The sequence below is a fragment of the Streptomyces coeruleoprunus genome, assembly GCF_039542925.1.
Taxonomy (GTDB): Bacteria; Actinomycetota; Actinomycetes; order Streptomycetales; family Streptomycetaceae; genus Streptomyces; species Streptomyces coeruleoprunus.
The window spans coordinates 2,898,136-2,914,099 of record NZ_BAABIT010000001.1 but is presented as its reverse complement, the minus strand read 5'-3'; the positions used below and the strand labels follow the sequence as shown (position 1 = coordinate 2,914,099).

Genomic DNA, 15,964 nt, shown 5'->3' with positions numbered 1-15,964 from the left:
CTTCTCCATCCGTGGAAGGGGCGGGAGGGCGGGGTGGGGCCGGGATCGCCGGCCCCACCGCGAGGGGTGTTACGGGGTGACGGGCGGGATCGCGCCGTCGTACGCCGCGTCCTTCATCACGAAGGTGGCCAGCGCCTTGTTGTCACCCGGCGACAGCGCGGTGAAGGTGACGCCCAGCATGGCCGCCGACTTGCGGGCGAGCTTGATGTCGTCGGTCGCCGTCACCTGGCCGCGCGGGATGACGAAGCGGTACGTGACCTGCTTGCCGTCGGTGAACTCCAGGCCCAGCGCCCGCTCGTCGAACGTCGGGCCGTCCGGCACGTCGTACGTGTAGACGCCGGTGCTCGGGCTGCGGAAGTCGGACTTGGCGCCGCCGAGGAAGAAGGGCAGCGTGTCCTCGTTGAACTGCAGCATCGAGAACTTCAGCGTCAGATCGCGGTCCGCGTAGATGAACCGGGCCGGGCTGATGGACTGCCAGGTCTCCACCGGGTCGAGCTTGTCCTTCTTGGAGAAGGTCACGCCGTCGGTGGAGGTGTATCCGAGGTCCGTCCACTGGCTGCCCCAGTCGGCCGACGGGGTGGCCGAGAAGACCGTCGGGGCGGGCGCGTTGACGGCCCCGACGAGGATGCGGCCGGTGCCGGCGACGCGGATCTCGGACGAGTTGTTTCCTGCCATGAATGGCTCCTTGGGATGTGGGATGGGTACGGCAGAGGCCCCGCCGGATGAGCCGGCAGGGCCTCGACTGTGGGGCGTACGGGGTGGGGTCGAGCGGTCAGTCCGTACGCAGGGAGAGCCGCAGCACGCACAGGTAGCGGTTCGCCGCGGTGTAGACGTAGTCCGGCAGCCAGCGCGGCCCGTCGGCCTCGGTGACGTCGGTGATCGTGGTGGTGCCGTACACCGTGCCCCGGGCGGCCAGCAGTTCGGCGCGCGCGATGTTGGCCAGCAGGTGCGCGGTCGGCTTGTCGGGGCCGTAGCACTCCAGCTCGATCAGCGGTTGGTCGAGGTGGAGGTCGTCGATCCACGCGCCGCCGCGCCGCGAGACGATCACGGCCTTCGTACGGCCGTCGAAGCCCGGCGGCGGCGTCTCGTCGACGATGGCGTCCGCCAGTTCGGCGCGGTCGGAGAGGAGGTCCACCACGATGGCCTCCACATCGGGGAACGTGTTCGGAGGAGAGCTCATGACGGGGCATCACTCCTGTGGATTCACCGGAAGGACGACGGCGGAGCTGCCCCCCGGAGGGAGGTGGGCACAGCTCCGCCGCTGCATCCATTGTGAACGAAGTCGTGCGAGCGCGCAACTAACTTGCTCGCGCTCGCAATTCTGCTTGCGGGTGTGGCGGGTGCGTTACTCTCTGGGTATCGAACACCCATTCGAGAAGGTGGCGTGAGCGGCGGATCGAGGACGGGAGCACGATGGTGATCAGCGCCCAGGAGCGACTGGCGGACGTGGTGGCCGCCGCGGTGGAGGTGGCCGCCGAGGCGGCCGAGGCGGGACGTACACGGCGGACCTCGCCAGGACCCTGACCGCGGTCGTCGGCAAGGTCGGCGCCAGGATCGCCATCGACGCGGAGACCCGTGGATTCAGCAGCGGCTGGACCGAGGCGGTGGCCTTCAGCCGCGCACGGGCGCGCCAGGGGTGAACGACGAAGTGGGGCCACCCGGGAGGGTGGCCCCACTTCGTCGTCCTGTCTTCTGTCCCGTCTTCTATCCGTCTTCCGTGCTCTCCGCGCGGGGCTTCCGGCGGGTCGCCCGCTCCGCCGCGAACACGTCCTCCAGCCGGAAGAGGTGCGTCCGGCCCTGGCGGCCCGCGGGTTCCAGATGCCCCTGCTGGACCCACTTGCGGATCGTCGCCGGCGCGACCTCCACCTCGCGGGCCGCCAGCGCCCCCGTGACCAGCGTCGTCATGACCGCGCCTCCCCCAGCCGCCGCCACTCCGCCTCCGGCCAGGCGTGCCGGTGCGCCGGATCCGTACGGCAGTCGCACAGCGCGTCGTCGCAGCGGCAGGCCGGGTTGACGCACAGCACGGCCTGCCGCGCCGGGAACGCCCGCAGCGACACCGAGTCGCACCAGGGGCAGCGCCCCCGCACCCGGACGACCGGCTCCGCCTCGCCCAGCGCGCGGGCGCAGCGGCGGGTCATCCGGCGCGTCTCGTCGCGGATGTGCGCGGCCAGCACCTCGTCGGCGGCCGCGCGGTCGAGCAGCGCGGCGATCCGCGCGAGCCGCTCCGGGACCGGGGCGCGGCGCGGGCGGGGGAGGCGCAGCCGGTCGTGGACGGCCTCGTCCAGCTCCACCACGCCGTCGGTGATGTCGCGGATCGCGTCGGAGACGTACAGGCGCAGGGGTGCGGTGCCGGGGGAGGGGCGGGCACCCGCCTCGCGGCGGTACGGGCCGGGGGCGGAGGGGGAGCGGCCGCCGGGCGCCAGCTCGGTGAGCAGCTCGGGGAACTGGCGGAGCAGGGTCTCGATCCAGAGCGCGGCGTCATGGGTGGCGCCGTCCGCCTCTGCGGCGCCGCGCGTGTGGTCGTCGGGGGCCGTCGCGTTCATGGGCGCTCCTCCGTGGCGGCCCGGGACGTGGCCCAGGCCGGGGCGGTGTGGTCGTGGTCGCGGTCGTGGGTACGGCGGTCGCGGTCGTGCGTACGGCCCCGGCCGCGGCCCCGTCCCCGGCCACGGCTCGTGTCGACGGGCCGGCCGTTGCGCCAGAGGCGGCCGGCGCTGACCCCGTCGAACCAGCTCTCCGCCGGGGCGACGGTCTCCCCGCACCGGAGCCGCACCGGGCAGCGGCGGCAGGCGCGCAGCGCGGGTTCCGCGACGGCGGCCCGGCGGGCGAACACGACATGGGGCGGCAGCCCGGCGCACGCGGCGGACGCACGCCAGTCGAAGTGCTGCTGCGGAGGGGGCGGTGGGGCGGCAGGGGGCATGGCGTACTCCCGTGACAGTTGGTTGCGAGGTCGCACACTAATTTGTTGCGAGTGAGCACGCAACCGCGAAAGGTGCACGTTGGTACGGCAATTGACTACACAACCCTCACATTCAGGTCGCGGAACCGGTAATTCCTTGCGCGCAAGCGCGATATCCTGAGGCCGCTTCGGAGGGAGGCGACCACCATGACGACCAGCGATCTGGAGCAGTTCGCGGCCTGGCTCGAAGAGCTGATCCGTCGGCGTGGCTACGACATCGACAGCCCGCGCGGCGGCGGGAAGTCCCGCCTCGCCGACGAGGCGGGCGTCCATCGCGCCGCGATCACCCGGCTGTTGCAGCGCCAGAGCATGCCGGACCTGGAGACGACCCGGCGGCTCGCCCATGTGCTCCAGGTCCCGGTGCGCGAGATGCTGATCCGCTCCGGCCGGCTCACCGAGGAGGACCTGCCGCTGCCGAGCCTGCCGGACAGCGCGCGGCCGGGCGGCGCGAGCCGCCACCTCACGCTGGAGGAGGCCGCGGCCGGCCTGGGCGTCCCGCCCGAGCAGCGGGAGATGTTCATGCGGGTCGCCGGTCAGTTCCTCCCGGAGACCTCGGTGCGTCCCGGTGAGCGCACCCCTCTCGCATCCGACTGACGGGCGCCCGCGCGTCCCCAAGTAAGCTGTTGTGGCTGGTCCCCCCACGACAGTGCACAGTTGTACGCTCCCGGCACGTATGGCTGCCCCGCCATGCGGGACGGGCGGCGCCGGGACGCGAGAGAGAGTCGTGTGATGGCCGAGCGCGGAGAGCGGGCCGGGCGCGACCGGGGACGTCGGCGGCGCTCGGACAAGTACCCGTACCAGGACACGACCGAGCAGTCCGCGGAGTCCGGAAGGCGGCGCGACCGCTCCGCACACCCGGGGACCCCGCCCCCGCCGCCCCCGGCGGACGACCTGCCGGGCCTGCTGGCCGTCCTCGGCCAGTACCTGGAGCGGCACGCCCCCGACGAGGTCGTCGTCCTGCTGCGCGAGGAGATAGAACGCCGGGAGTTCCGCGCGTACGCCGACGGCTGGCGCGACGCGGGCGTCCACTACGAGCGCGCGCTGGAGGAGGCCCGAGCCGCCGCCGGGTCCCGCACCCTGCGGCTCGTCGGCCGTACGCCGGGCCGCGCGGCGGTCATCCCGTTCCCCGACCAGCGCCAGGAGCGCCACGACGACGCCGCCGAGGCCGACCAGCCGGGGGAGCGGGACGGCGGGACGGCGCCCTCCGCGGGCCGCCCGGCCTTCGTCCCCAAGAGCCGTACGTCGAAGGTCCCCACCATCCCCCGCTTAACCCTCCCCCGCCGGCCCCGCCGCCCCCAACCACCCGCGGCCTCCCCGGAGCCCCCGCCCCCGGACACCCGGAGCACCCCGGACCCCGGCGGCACCCGCGGCCCCGTGCCCACCCCGGCCTCCGACGGCCCCGGCTCGGACGACCCGGCCCCCGGCGGCACCCCGGCCTCGACGGCTCCCTGACCCCGTACGAGCGTTCTGCCTCGGGCCTGTGGGCCGTACGGCGCATCTTTTCCCCACCCCGCCCCTTCCCGAAATCGGGGGATCCGTCCCCGCACCCCCGCTCCTCAAACGCCGAAGGGGCTGATTTCCGCCCGTCCGGCGGGGAGGATCGCAGCGGCCGCAGGCCGTGCCGGCCGCCCGTACGGGGGGCGCCGCGCAGGTCGGCGCGGCGCCGTCGTGAGCCGCCCGCGGCGTGGCATTTGTTTTGACCGGAGTCCATGCGATAGGTACGCTCAGACCTTGTGCCTGGGGTGTGCCTGGGCTCCTGTGCGTGTCCTCAACCGCACGGGGAGCCACCAAGGGCCACCGCAATCTGCGCTCATTTCCGCCATCCGGCGGGGGTCCGCAGTATTCGACACACCCGACCGCGTGGGTCGGCGATGTTCCAGGTTAGCTTTACTTACACGGCACACAGAAACCGGAGAAGTAGTGCCTACGATCCAGCAGCTGGTCCGTAAGGGCCGGCAGGACAAGGTCGAGAAGAACAAGACGCCCGCACTCGAGGGTTCCCCTCAGCGCCGCGGCGTCTGCACGCGTGTGTTCACGACCACCCCGAAGAAGCCGAACTCGGCCCTCCGTAAGGTCGCGCGTGTGCGTCTGACCTCCGGGATCGAGGTCACGGCTTACATCCCGGGTGAGGGACACAACCTGCAGGAGCACTCCATCGTGCTCGTGCGTGGTGGCCGTGTGAAGGACCTGCCGGGTGTTCGCTACAAGATCATCCGCGGCTCGCTGGACACCCAGGGTGTCAAGAACCGCAAGCAGGCCCGCAGCCGCTACGGCGCCAAGAAGGAGAAGTAAGAATGCCTCGTAAGGGCCCCGCCCCGAAGCGCCCGGTCATCATCGACCCGGTCTACGGTTCTCCTCTGGTGACCTCGCTCATCAACAAGATCCTGCTCAACGGCAAGCGTTCCACCGCCGAGCGGATCGTCTACGGCGCCATGGAAGGCCTCCGCGAGAAGACCGGCCAGGACCCGGTCATCACGCTGAAGCGCGCCCTCGAGAACGTCAAGCCGGCGCTCGAGGTCAAGTCCCGCCGCGTCGGTGGCGCCACCTACCAGGTGCCGATCGAGGTCAAGCCCGGTCGCGCCTCCACGCTCGCGCTGCGCTGGCTGGTCGGTTACTCCCGCGCCCGTCGCGAGAAGACCATGACCGAGCGCCTGATGAACGAGCTGCTCGACGCCTCCAACGGCCTCGGCGCTTCGGTCAAGAAGCGCGAGGACACGCACAAGATGGCCGAGTCCAACAAGGCCTTCGCGCACTACCGCTGGTAGTCGCACCCACATCGAGACCGAGAGAAGACTGAAGCCTTATGGCTACCACTTCGCTTGACCTGGCCAGGGTCCGCAACATCGGGATCATGGCCCACATCGACGCGGGCAAGACGACCACCACCGAGCGCATCCTCTTCTACACCGGTGTTTCCTACAAGATCGGTGAGGTCCACGACGGCGCTGCCACGATGGACTGGATGGAGCAGGAGCAGGAGCGCGGCATCACGATCACGTCCGCCGCGACGACCTGCCACTGGTCGCTCGAGGACGTCGATCACACCATCAACATCATCGACACCCCGGGTCACGTGGACTTCACGGTCGAGGTGGAGCGTTCGCTCCGCGTCCTCGACGGTGCCGTGACGGTGTTCGACGGTGTGGCCGGTGTGGAGCCGCAGTCCGAGACCGTGTGGCGTCAGGCGGACCGCTACGGCGTTCCGCGTATCTGCTTCGTCAACAAGCTCGACCGTACGGGCGCCGAGTTCCACCGCTGCGTGGACATGATCTCGGACCGCCTGGGCGCGCAGCCGATCGTCATGCAGCTGCCGATCGGTGCCGAGGCGGACTTCAAGGGCGTCATCGACCTGGTCCGCATGAAGGCGCTGGTCTGGTCCGCCGAGGCCGCCAAGGGCGAGATGTACGACATCGTCGACATCCCGGACACCCACGCCGAGGCCGCCGAGGAGTACCGCAACAAGCTCGTCGAGGCCGTGGCCGAGAACGACGAAGAGATCATGGAGCTGTACCTGGAGGGCCAGGAGCCTTCCGAGGAGCAGCTGTACGCCGCGATCCGTCGTATCACCATCGCCTCCGGCAAGGGCACGGGCACCACGGTCACCCCGGTGTTCTGTGGCACCGCGTTCAAGAACAAGGGCGTCCAGCCCCTGCTCGACGCGGTCGTGCGCTACCTGCCGTCGCCGGTCGACATCGAGGCCATCGAGGGCCACGCGGTCAACGACCCGGAGGAGGTCGTCAAGCGCAAGCCGGCCGACTCCGAGCCGCTCGCCGCCCTGGCCTTCAAGATCATGAGCGACCCGCACCTCGGCAAGCTCACGTTCGTCCGCGTGTACTCCGGCCGCCTGGAGTCCGGCACCTCGGTGCAGAACTCCGTCAAGGGCAAGAAGGAGCGCATCGGCAAGATCTACCGCATGCACGCGAACAAGCGTGAGGAGATCGAGTCGGTGGGCGCCGGCGACATCGTCGCCGTCATGGGTCTGAAGCAGACCACGACCGGCGAGACGCTGTGCGACGACAAGAACCCGGTGATCCTGGAGTCCATGGACTTCCCGGCGCCGGTCATCGAGGTCGCCATCGAGCCCAAGTCCAAGGGTGACCAGGAGAAGCTGGGTGTCGCCATCCAGCGTCTCGCGGAGGAGGACCCCTCCTTCCAGGTGCACACCAACGAGGAGACCGGCCAGACCGTCATCGGCGGTATGGGTGAGCTTCACCTCGAGGTGCTCGTCGACCGTATGAAGCGTGAGTTCAAGGTCGAGGCCAACGTCGGCAAGCCGCAGGTCGCGTACCGTGAGACCATCCGCAAGTCGGTCGAGCGCGTCGACTACACCCACAAGAAGCAGACCGGTGGTACCGGTCAGTTCGCCAAGGTGCAGATCGCGGTCGAGCCGATCGAGGGCGGCGACGCCTCGTACGAGTTCGTCAACAAGGTCACCGGTGGCCGCATCCCGAAGGAATACATTCCTTCCGTGGACGCCGGCTGCCAGGAGGCCATGCAGTTCGGCATCCTCGCGGGCTACGAGATGACGGGCGTCCGCGTCACGCTGCTCGACGGTGCCTACCACGAGGTCGACTCCTCCGAGCTCGCCTTCAAGATCGCCGGCTCGCAGGCCTTCAAGGAGGCCGCGCGCAAGGCGTCCCCCGTGCTCCTCGAGCCGATGATGGCCGTTGAGGTCACCACGCCCGAGGACTACATGGGCGATGTCATCGGTGACATCAACTCCCGCCGTGGCCAGATCCAGGCCATGGAGGAGCGTGCCGGCGCCCGCGTCGTCAAGGGCCTGGTGCCGCTGTCGGAGATGTTCGGCTACGTCGGCGACCTCCGCAGCAAGACCTCGGGTCGCGCAAGCTACTCGATGCAGTTCGACTCCTACGCCGAGGTTCCGCGGAACGTCGCCGAGGAGATCATCGCGAAGGCCAAGGGCGAGTAACTCAGTCGAGTTCACGCTTTAGGCTTGTCACCGGATACACCGGGGCGTTCGCCCACAGACCGTGACGAACGCCCCGGGGCCGGCATTCCAGCAAAGATCACCTGGCGCCGATGAGTAAGGCGTACAGAACCACTCCACAGGAGGACCCCAGTGGCGAAGGCGAAGTTCGAGCGGACTAAGCCGCACGTCAACATCGGCACCATCGGTCACATTGACCACGGTAAGACGACCCTCACGGCCGCCATTACCAAGGTGCTGCACGACAAGTACCCGGACCTGAACGAGGCTTCGGCCTTCGACCAGATCGACAAGGCTCCTGAGGAGCGTCAGCGCGGTATCACCATCTCCATCGCGCACGTCGAGTACCAGACGGAGTCCCGTCACTACGCCCACGTCGACTGCCCGGGTCACGCGGACTACATCAAGAACATGATCACCGGTGCCGCGCAGATGGACGGCGCCATCCTCGTGGTCGCCGCCACCGACGGCCCGATGCCGCAGACCAAGGAGCACGTGCTCCTGGCCCGCCAGGTCGGCGTTCCGTACATCGTCGTCGCCCTGAACAAGGCCGACATGGTGGACGACGAGGAGATCCTGGAGCTCGTCGAGCTCGAGGTGCGTGAGCTCCTCTCCGAGTACGAGTTCCCGGGCGACGACGTTCCGGTCGTCAAGGTCTCCGCTCTGAAGGCGCTCGAGGGCGACCCGGAGTGGGCCGAGTCGGTCATGAACCTCATGAACGCCGTCGACGAGGCCATCCCGCAGCCGGAGCGTGACGTCGACAAGCCGTTCCTCATGCCGATCGAGGACGTCTTCACGATCACCGGTCGCGGTACGGTCGTCACCGGCCGTATCGAGCGTGGTGTCCTGAAGGTCAACGAGACCGTCGACATCATCGGCATCAAGACCGAGAAGACCACCACCACGGTCACCGGTATCGAGATGTTCCGCAAGCTGCTCGACGAGGGCCAGGCCGGTGAGAACGTCGGTCTGCTCCTCCGTGGCATCAAGCGCGAGGACGTCGAGCGCGGCCAGGTCATCATCAAGCCGGGCTCGGTCACCCCGCACACCGAGTTCGAGGCGCAGGCCTACATCCTGTCCAAGGACGAGGGTGGCCGCCACACGCCGTTCTTCAACAACTACCGCCCGCAGTTCTACTTCCGTACCACGGACGTGACCGGCGTCGTGACCCTCCCCGAGGGCACCGAGATGGTCATGCCGGGCGACAACACCACCATGTCCGTCCAGCTGATCCAGCCGGTCGCCATGGAGGAGGGCCTGAAGTTCGCCATCCGTGAGGGTGGCCGGACCGTCGGCGCCGGCCAGGTCACCAAGATCGTCAAGTAAGTTCCGCTTGCCTGACGGCCTGACAGCTTCAGCTGTCTGACCTGGTTGCTCCCCGGAGCATCAGCGAGGGCCCCGCACCGAGAGGTGCGGGGCCCTTCGCGTTGCCGTCGGCGGCTTACGGGGTCAGGCCGCGTCGCTGTGGGTGGCCCACGACCACGGGTAGGCGTCCGCGCCCAGACCGACGGCCATCGCGCCCTTCGGGCCCAGGTGGAGCGTCGCCGACTGGAGGGCGACCACGCCCTGCGTACGGGTCGCGGTGCGGCCGCCGACGCGCAGCTGGATGTGGCCGCGCAGGTCCCGGCCCAGGAGGACCGGTCCCTTGGGCGTGCCGGCCGCGCTGACGGAGCCGTACCCGTCGAGCGCGACCTTCGACGTGGGGCCGCCGTCCACGCGTACCGCCGTCAGGGCCTTGGAGGTGGGGCGGCGGTAGTACAGCTCCAGGTCGCCGCTGGGGGCGGTGGCCACGGAGACGGGGCCGCCGGGGGCGGGCAGGATGCCGTCGGCGCGGAACGTCACCGGCCGGCCGGGCTCGTCCTGCGCCCAGTGGTGGACGCCCTCGCGTCCGGCCGCGAACAGGTGCACCCGGCCACGCCGGTCCACCGCGGCCGACAGGCCGTCCTGGATCTCCTCGCCGCCCAGGTCCTGCCAGGCGCCCCAGGTGCCGTCGGCCTCGCGGACGCGGCTGCTGACCCCCTTGTCGGCGTTGCGCGCGAAGAGGTGGACCCGCCCGTCGGGAGCGGTGACCGCGACCGGAACGCCCAGGCGGCGGCCCCGGTCGTCGTGGCGCTCGGGGTTGCCGAGGCCGGCCCACGCCAGGAAGGGGCCGCCGGGGGAGCGCTGCTCCAGGACGACGATCTCGCGCTTGTTCGCGCCGCCGTGGCCGCCGAGCGCGGCGAACCGCAGGCCGAACAGCAGCTGGCGGCCGTCCAGCAGGGTCGTCGAGCCGAGGCCGGGGGCGAGGGGGCCGCCGCCCAGGTCGTCCGGTTCGGTCCACTGGCCGCTGCCCGCCTCGGTCTCGCGCCAGCGCACGGCGCGCAGGCCCAGGACCCCGTACACGGCGAGCCGGCCGTCCTGGTCGTTGACGACGACCGGGCCGGGTCCCGGGTAGCGGTGGTGGGTGGCGCGGACCCAGCCCTTCTTGTTGGTGAGGGGGCGGGTGCCGCCGACGCTGTAGTCGCCGCAGCCGGCGCTGTTGCCGCACTGCCAGGACGGGTCGCCGCCGTACGGGACGAGGTGGGCGGCCTTCTCCTGGAGGACGGCGGCGGGGAGGTTCTTGGGCCAGTGGCGGTTGTAGTAGCCGCGGAAGGACGTCGCGACGAAGCCGGGTATCGCACCGCCGTCCGCGGTGGCCTCGGCGACCCAGCGGATCATGGCGGCCCAGCTGAAGCAGGCGACGGCGGTGTGGTCACCGTGGTCGGAGTAGCCGGGCTGCTCGGAGTCCGCCTTGCGGGTGGCCTCGTCGCTGTGCTGGATGTCCGGGTCGGGGTCGAGGGTGTGGATGACGGTGGGGCGGTAGCGCTCCATGAGGCCGACGAGGACGTCGACGAGGCCGTCGTAGTCGTAATCCGACGCCTTGCGGACGGGGGAGTCGGTGGCGACGACCGTGCGCAGGCCGACCGCGCGGTCCTGCCAGAGGCTGGGGACGGCCATCCAGCGGCGGGGGGCGTGCATGGAGAGGTTCAGGAAGATCAGCTCGACGCGGCGGCTGCCGTTGGTCAGGGTGTTGATCTCCGTCTGGCGGTCGCCGCGCAGGGTGGCGACGCCCTTCTGCCACGGCGTGAACCTGTCGAGGCCGATCATCCGCGCGTACGCCTGGCGCAGGCCCTGGTGGCGGGCGGAGGAGTAGGCGGCCTTGTCGGCGACGGGTTCGTCGCGGCGGCCGGGTATGTGGTTCTTGCCGTTGTGCTCGCCGGCCGTGACGTAGACGCAGACGAGGGGGACGCCCGCGTCGACCATGCGCTGGGCGTCCGGGTTCATGAAGTACAGGTCGTCGTCCGGGTGGGCGAGGATCTGCATCAGCTGCGCGTGACGGGAGCTGGTGATCGGCATGCCGGGCGCGGGGTCGGCGGTGGGGCCGGTGCGGCGCGGCTCGGGTACGGAGCACCCGGTGACGGCGGCGGCGACGGCGGCGCCCAGGGCCGCGAGGACGCCGCGGCGGCGGAGCCCGTTCCGGAACATGGCAGCGCGCGGCTGAGCCCCCCGCATGTGATTCACCTGTGCCCCCGTACTGCTACTGCCGAGTGTCTGGAGCCTGCGCGGCAAGGGCGGCCGGTCCAAGCCGCGTTCCGCGATCAGCTAGACGGATTATCGGCATGCGGGGTTGCTCGGTCCGCGGCGGGGTGCGGACACGACGGCGCCGCGCTCCCCGGGGCGTCCGGACAGGACGGCGCCCCGCTCCCGGGGCGGGTGCGGGGCACTGGCGTCGCCGCGGTCAGTCGGCGAAGACGTCGTCGAGGGTGTCGGCCGTGGCGGCCCGCCGGAGCCAGAGGCGGAGGGTCTCCTGCTCCAGGCAGGCGGCGATGAGGTCCAGCGCGTCCTGCGACACGCTGATGCCACGGGCGTCGAGGACGAGGAGCAGGTCCTCGATCCGGGCATCGGCACGCCCTTCGGCGCGCAGCCGCATGGAGGGGTCCCGGTGGAAGAACGAGGAGGGGACGGGCATGGTCAGTTCCCTCCGTCCGGAGCGGCGTCGTCGATGTCCTCGGCGTCACCGAAGACCTGGTCGATGGTGGTGGCCGTGGCGGACTGGCGGAACCAGCGGTCGAGGACGTCGAGGTCGGTGCAGCCGGTGATGCGGTCCCTCGCGTCGAGCGGGGTGTCGACGCCACGGGCGCGGAGGATCATGAGGATGTCCTGGGCTCGATCCTTGACGCGACGATCGGCGTCGTCGGCGAAGACGTCGTCGATGGTGGCGGCCGCGAGGGAGCGACGGAGCCAGCGGCGGAGTGTGTCGTCGTCGGTGCAGCGGATGACGCGCTCCCTGGCGTCGGGCGGGGTGTCGACGCCGCGGGTGCGGAGGATCAGGAGGATGTCCTCGGCCCGGCCCTCGGCTCGCCCCTCGGCCCGGCCTTCGGCTCGGCCCTCGGCCCTCCCCTGCTCGCGCCCTTCGGCGCGGAGGGCCATGGACGTCTCGGAGCGGAAGAACGACGTGGGGATGGCCATCTTCAGGTCCTTCCAGATCTGCGCGGCCGGGCTCTCGCCCAGGCCCATTTCCGTGAGTTCGGCGAAGAGTTCGGCGGAGTCGTCGTCGACGGTCTTGAGCGCGGAGAGCAGCGCTCTGAGTATGGCATCGATGTTCGGGCTCTTACGGTGCGTAATCGCCGAGAGCGTCGCCAGAGGGATGTCCTCCGCCGCAGTGGACACGTCCATGACGGCGGGGACGTTGTGCGGGCCGAAGACCAGCGGGCGGACCGTCAGCGACGGCCACTGGGGCGGGCCGATGCGGAGCGGGCCCGAGGCCCAGCGGGCGGTGTGCTCGTCCTGGCAGACGACCAACAGCATCGGATCCAGGCCGTACTTGGCGTGCAGGTAGGCGAGGTAGTACGCCCAGCTCCCGTGCTTGTCCGGGTCCCTGCGGCCCTGTGCCTCGATGGCCAGGAGGTAGCCGCCGCCGTCCTCCGTGTGCATGCGTAACAGCGTGTCGATGCGGCGTTCGACGGGCCTGGGCTCCGTGACGTCGGTCGGCAGCAGGGACACCGCTACCGGTTCGGGGAACGCGATGCTGAGCTTCCTGAGGGTTCGGGTGAAGATCCCGGGGTCCTCCTGGAAGATGCGGTGCATCGCCTCGTGCGGGGAAGTGACCATGGGCGCGACCGTAGGGAGGTCTCGCCAGGGGTATATGCCAGACGCAGTTCTGTTCGTTCGAACGTGTGGTTTGCCGACTGTCCGGTTGACGCCTGCTACCGCAGCGTCGGCACCTCCCCGCCCTCCGACCACGCCAGCGTCGCCCCGCTCAGCCCCCGCAGCCACCGGTCCGCGATCGTCCCCAGCGCCGTCCGGTCCGGGGGCGTGGCGCCCAGCCCGATGGCGTACGACACGGAATCGGCCCCCGCCGCGAACGGCCGCGGCCAGACGTGCGCGTCCGGCGCGCCCGCCTCGCCGAGGGCCGTCAGCAGCGCGCGCGTACGGCCCCGGGCGCGACCCTCCGCCTCCCCGGACGGCACCGTCAGCACCGCCCAGGCCGCATGGCGGCGGTGCAGCGGCGGCGCGGCGAGCAGCCGCGGCCACGGGTCCGGCTCCGCCTCGACCACCTCCCACGCCCGGTACAGCTCCCGCACCAGCAGGTCGCGCCCGCCCGCACTCACCTGTTCCGTGCACGGGCGCACCGGCTCCGTCGGCGTCAGCACCGTCACGGGCAGCGCCCCGCCCGCCCCGGCGCCCACCGGCTCCCGCCAGTCCCATGCCGCCCACGTCGCGAAGAACCGCCGCAGCAGCTCCGGCGCCCGCAGGTCGTCCGCCTCCCGGACGGTACGGGCGGCCAGCACCGCCCACGCCAGGCCCGGCAGCCCGCCGAACGGCGCCGCGTCCAGGCCCCGCGCCCTCGCCCACGCCTTCACCCGGCGTGCCAGACCCACGAACGCCGCCCGCCGGTCGTCGCCCACCTCCGCGAGCACCGCGTCCGCGTCGCTCACCGCGCTCAGCGCGACCGCCGCCGCCTCGCCCAGTACGGCGCGCCGCGCCACCGCCTCCGCGGCGGGCACCGCGCCGGTCGGGACCACCACCAGGTCGACACCGAGGCCGTTCACCGCGAACCGCAGCCCCGGCACGCGGGCGCCCACGACCTCCCGCAGCCCGGTCGCCCCGGGCACGCCGGCCGCCACCGCGGCCCGTACGGCGCCGAGGTCCACCTCGCCGGGCAGCGCGGCCACCAGGTCCAGGTCGGCCCCGGCCAGGGCGCAGCCCATACGGCGGGACCCGACGACGTGCACGGCCCCACCGGGCAGGGCCGCCGCCACGCGCCGGACCACCTGGTCCACCACGTCGTCCTCCGCGGCCGCCGGTTCCCCGGGCTCGCCGGGGGGACCCCCCTCAGCCCGCCCAAAAGGGCCGGCGGCCCCTTCGTCCGACGCCCAGCGGATCTCCCCCGTCCCCAGCGCCACCGCCGCCCGCACGCGCATCGGCTCGTCCCCCCGGCGGGACAGCAGGACCACCTCGCCGACGCGGGCCTCCAAGGGACCGCCCAGGCGGGACTCGCATTCCGCCGTGAGGGCCAACGGCTCGCCCGTGCGGCCGAGGCTCAGGTGCGGGGTGAAGCCCCGCCGGTGGCCCCGGCAGCGCGGGAAGCGCTGCTCCAGCGCACGCCGCAGCTGCGCCCACGGCGCCTCGCCGCCCGCCGCCGGGTCCAGCCACACGGTCGCGTAGTCGCGGTGGCCGAAGCTGTGCACCCCGTCCAGGAGCGCGTCGAACGGGGCGAGGCCACTCACCGCGGCGGCGATCAGCTCGGCCGCACGGTCGAAGTGCGCCTCCGGTACGAAGCCGAACAGCAGGTTCACGTGCGGAGGCCACCGGCGGATCTGCGGGTCGTGGTCCCGCCGGATCGCCTGGATGGGCGGCCACAGCTCGCCCGGCGGCAGCCACGCGACCGCCGTACGGGCCGTCGGCGCCACGTCCAACGCGCCCGCCGGCCCCTCCCCGTCGAGGGCGAGGTCGGCCAGCACGCCGTAGTGGTCGGAGGCGTACAGCCCCTCCGGCCCCGGCTCGTCGCCCACCAGCCGCGCCGCGTCCACCCGCAGCCCCTCGGCCCGCAGCAGCACCCGGTCCAGCCGCGCGGCCCGCCCCGACAGCGACGACACCGCCGCCAGCGGATTGGCACCCGGGTCGAACGTCGGCGTCCCGTCGCCCGGCCCGTGCGCCTCGCTCCACGCGTCGCGCATCCCGAGCGTGGTCTCCGGCAGGTGCCCGCCGTCGTTGAAGTCGCCGGTCAGCACCACACCGCACTCGACGCCCGCGAAGCCCTCGGCGAGCCGCACCAGTTCCGCGTCCCGCCGCGCCGCCCCGTCCTCGGAGTGGTCGCTGCTCAGATGCGTCGCCGCGACGGCCAGCGGCCCCGCCGCCGTCTCCACGACCACCGCCGTCACCGCCTTGTGCGGCCCGAGGACGTGCACCCCCGCCTCCCGCACCGGCAGCCGGCTGAGCAGCAGCAGCCCGCAGTCGGCCACGTCGCCGCCGCCCGGGTCCGTACCGAGCGTGTAGCCGCCGCGCACCCACTCCGCGTCCAGCAGCATCGCCAGCAGCTCCGGCTCGACCTCCTGGAGCGCGATGACGTCCGCGTCGGCCTCCCGCAGCGCCGCCAGGAGCAGCGGGCGGCGGCGGGCCGTGTCGATGCGGTCGCTGTCGTACCGGTCCCACAGCGTGTTCCAGGTCAGGACCCGCAGCCCCGCCCCGGCAGGTACGCCCCGCGGCTCGGCGGCGGGCCGCCAGGCGCCGTCCCGCCACCCGTAGGGCACCCGCGCCGTGAAGAACGGCGCCCGCAGCAGCCTCGGGTCCCGGACCCGCCCCGCCTCGGTCTCGTCGATCCGGTCGACGCCCGTCGCCCGGTCCCAGACCACCTCGCCGTCGGCCTCGAAGAACACGACCCGGTGCCAGGGGATGTCCCCGCCCGGTACGAACGCCGGCAGCGGCACCCGCTTGGGCGGCACCGGCCCGCGCTGGCTCACCCCCACCACGAACCGCGCCGGGTCGAACCGGGAGTCCCAGCGGACCCGGTGGTAGATCTCCTCGCTCGTCCGCATGAG

At 71.9% G+C, this 15,964-nt stretch carries 15 protein-coding genes; 6 read left to right on the top strand and 9 right to left on the bottom strand.

The genetic code is table 11. The features are described from left to right. Positions 1–69 precede the first annotated feature (69 nt). The 5 genes from ABEB09_RS12610 to ABEB09_RS12585 all read right to left on the bottom strand — a co-directional run bounded on the left by ABEB09_RS12610 (position 70) and on the right by ABEB09_RS12585 (position 2,917). Positions 70–675 (bottom strand): phage tail tube protein, encoded by a 606-nt coding sequence (locus ABEB09_RS12610; protein WP_345689982.1) that lies wholly within the window; start codon positions 673–675, stop codon positions 70–72. A gap of 97 nt (positions 676–772) precedes the next feature. Beyond that, entirely contained in the window at positions 773–1,180 is a 408-nt protein-coding gene (locus ABEB09_RS12605) for a hypothetical protein (protein WP_345689981.1), read from the bottom strand. Positions 1,181–1,704: 524 nt separating this feature from the next. Next, positions 1,705–1,905: a helix-turn-helix domain-containing protein gene (locus tag ABEB09_RS12595; RefSeq protein ID WP_345689980.1), complete on the bottom strand. Its 201-nt coding sequence runs from the start codon at positions 1,903–1,905 to the stop codon at positions 1,705–1,707. Beyond that, positions 1,902–2,543 carry a hypothetical protein gene (locus tag ABEB09_RS12590; protein WP_345689979.1) on the bottom strand — a complete coding sequence of 214 codons (642 nt, stop codon included), beginning with the start codon at positions 2,541–2,543 and terminating at the stop codon, positions 1,902–1,904. Before ABEB09_RS12590 ends, ABEB09_RS12595 begins: the two co-directional genes overlap by 4 nt. Further along, positions 2,540–2,917 (bottom strand): WhiB family transcriptional regulator, encoded by a 378-nt coding sequence (locus tag ABEB09_RS12585; RefSeq protein WP_345689978.1) that lies wholly within the window; start codon positions 2,915–2,917, stop codon positions 2,540–2,542. The genes ABEB09_RS12590 and ABEB09_RS12585 overlap by 4 nt, the downstream gene beginning before the upstream one ends. Before the next feature lie 186 nt (positions 2,918–3,103). On the opposite strand from ABEB09_RS12585, the gene ABEB09_RS12580 reads away from it, so the two are divergent. The 6 genes from ABEB09_RS12580 to tuf all read left to right on the top strand — a co-directional run bounded on the left by ABEB09_RS12580 (position 3,104) and on the right by tuf (position 9,230). Continuing rightward, complete coding sequence (locus ABEB09_RS12580) at positions 3,104–3,550, top strand: helix-turn-helix domain-containing protein (protein WP_345689977.1); 447 nt, start codon at positions 3,104–3,106, stop codon at positions 3,548–3,550. Positions 3,551–3,685: 135 nt separating this feature from the next. Next, complete coding sequence (locus ABEB09_RS12575; protein WP_345689976.1) at positions 3,686–4,408, top strand: hypothetical protein; 723 nt, start codon at positions 3,686–3,688, stop codon at positions 4,406–4,408. Positions 4,409–4,876: 468 nt separating this feature from the next. Further along, positions 4,877–5,248, top strand: a complete 372-nt coding sequence (rpsL, locus tag ABEB09_RS12570) for a 30S ribosomal protein S12 (protein ID WP_003948652.1) — start codon at positions 4,877–4,879, stop codon at positions 5,246–5,248. 2 nt (positions 5,249–5,250) lie between these two features. After that, positions 5,251–5,721, top strand: coding sequence for a 30S ribosomal protein S7 (gene rpsG, locus ABEB09_RS12565; RefSeq protein WP_023587042.1), 471 nt, complete (start codon positions 5,251–5,253; stop codon positions 5,719–5,721). Positions 5,722–5,759: 38 nt separating this feature from the next. Further along, the gene (gene fusA / locus ABEB09_RS12560) at positions 5,760–7,886 is read left to right on the top strand and encodes an elongation factor G (protein ID WP_345689975.1); all 2,127 of its coding nucleotides are present in this window, start codon (positions 5,760–5,762) and stop codon (positions 7,884–7,886) included. A 150-nt stretch (positions 7,887–8,036) separates the two neighbouring features. Beyond that, the gene (gene tuf, locus ABEB09_RS12555; RefSeq protein WP_010474158.1) at positions 8,037–9,230 is read left to right on the top strand and encodes an elongation factor Tu; all 1,194 of its coding nucleotides are present in this window, start codon (positions 8,037–8,039) and stop codon (positions 9,228–9,230) included. A gap of 123 nt (positions 9,231–9,353) precedes the next feature. Here the strand turns inward: tuf and ABEB09_RS12550 are convergent, their stop codons facing one another. From ABEB09_RS12550 to ABEB09_RS12535, 4 genes are all read right to left on the bottom strand, one after another. Beyond that, on the bottom strand, positions 9,354–11,435 hold the full coding sequence (locus tag ABEB09_RS12550) for a PIG-L family deacetylase (RefSeq protein ID WP_345689974.1): 2,082 nt from the start codon (positions 11,433–11,435) through the stop codon (positions 9,354–9,356). Between the two features lie 226 nt (positions 11,436–11,661). After that, positions 11,662–11,892 (bottom strand): hypothetical protein, encoded by a 231-nt coding sequence (locus ABEB09_RS12545; protein ID WP_345689973.1) that lies wholly within the window; start codon positions 11,890–11,892, stop codon positions 11,662–11,664. A 2-nt stretch (positions 11,893–11,894) separates the two neighbouring features. After that, positions 11,895–13,034, bottom strand: coding sequence for an RpnC/YadD family protein (locus ABEB09_RS12540; RefSeq protein ID WP_345689972.1), 1,140 nt, complete (start codon positions 13,032–13,034; stop codon positions 11,895–11,897). Between the two features lie 95 nt (positions 13,035–13,129). Then, positions 13,130–15,961, bottom strand: a complete 2,832-nt coding sequence (locus ABEB09_RS12535) for a poly(A) polymerase (RefSeq protein ID WP_345689971.1) — start codon at positions 15,959–15,961, stop codon at positions 13,130–13,132. Positions 15,962–15,964: the final 3 nt, after the last annotated feature.

Coding starts and splice junctions, on each gene's coding strand:
- fusA (WP_345689975.1), top strand. CDS start 5,760: ATGGCTACCACTTCGCTTGACCTGGCCAGGGTCCGCAACATCGGGATC.
- ABEB09_RS12550 (WP_345689974.1), bottom strand. CDS start 11,435: ATGCGGGGGGCTCAGCCGCGCGCTGCCATGTTCCGGAACGGGCTCCGC.
- ABEB09_RS12580 (WP_345689977.1), top strand. CDS start 3,104: ATGACGACCAGCGATCTGGAGCAGTTCGCGGCCTGGCTCGAAGAGCTG.
- ABEB09_RS12535 (WP_345689971.1), bottom strand. CDS start 15,961: ATGCGGACGAGCGAGGAGATCTACCACCGGGTCCGCTGGGACTCCCGG.
- ABEB09_RS12575 (WP_345689976.1), top strand. CDS start 3,686: ATGGCCGAGCGCGGAGAGCGGGCCGGGCGCGACCGGGGACGTCGGCGG.
- rpsG (WP_023587042.1), top strand. CDS start 5,251: ATGCCTCGTAAGGGCCCCGCCCCGAAGCGCCCGGTCATCATCGACCCG.
- ABEB09_RS12540 (WP_345689972.1), bottom strand. CDS start 13,034: ATGGTCACTTCCCCGCACGAGGCGATGCACCGCATCTTCCAGGAGGAC.
- ABEB09_RS12590 (WP_345689979.1), bottom strand. CDS start 2,543: ATGAACGCGACGGCCCCCGACGACCACACGCGCGGCGCCGCAGAGGCG.
- ABEB09_RS12595 (WP_345689980.1), bottom strand. CDS start 1,905: ATGACGACGCTGGTCACGGGGGCGCTGGCGGCCCGCGAGGTGGAGGTC.
- ABEB09_RS12605 (WP_345689981.1), bottom strand. CDS start 1,180: ATGAGCTCTCCTCCGAACACGTTCCCCGATGTGGAGGCCATCGTGGTG.
- ABEB09_RS12585 (WP_345689978.1), bottom strand. CDS start 2,917: ATGCCCCCTGCCGCCCCACCGCCCCCTCCGCAGCAGCACTTCGACTGG.
- ABEB09_RS12545 (WP_345689973.1), bottom strand. CDS start 11,892: ATGCCCGTCCCCTCCTCGTTCTTCCACCGGGACCCCTCCATGCGGCTG.
- ABEB09_RS12610 (WP_345689982.1), bottom strand. CDS start 675: ATGGCAGGAAACAACTCGTCCGAGATCCGCGTCGCCGGCACCGGCCGC.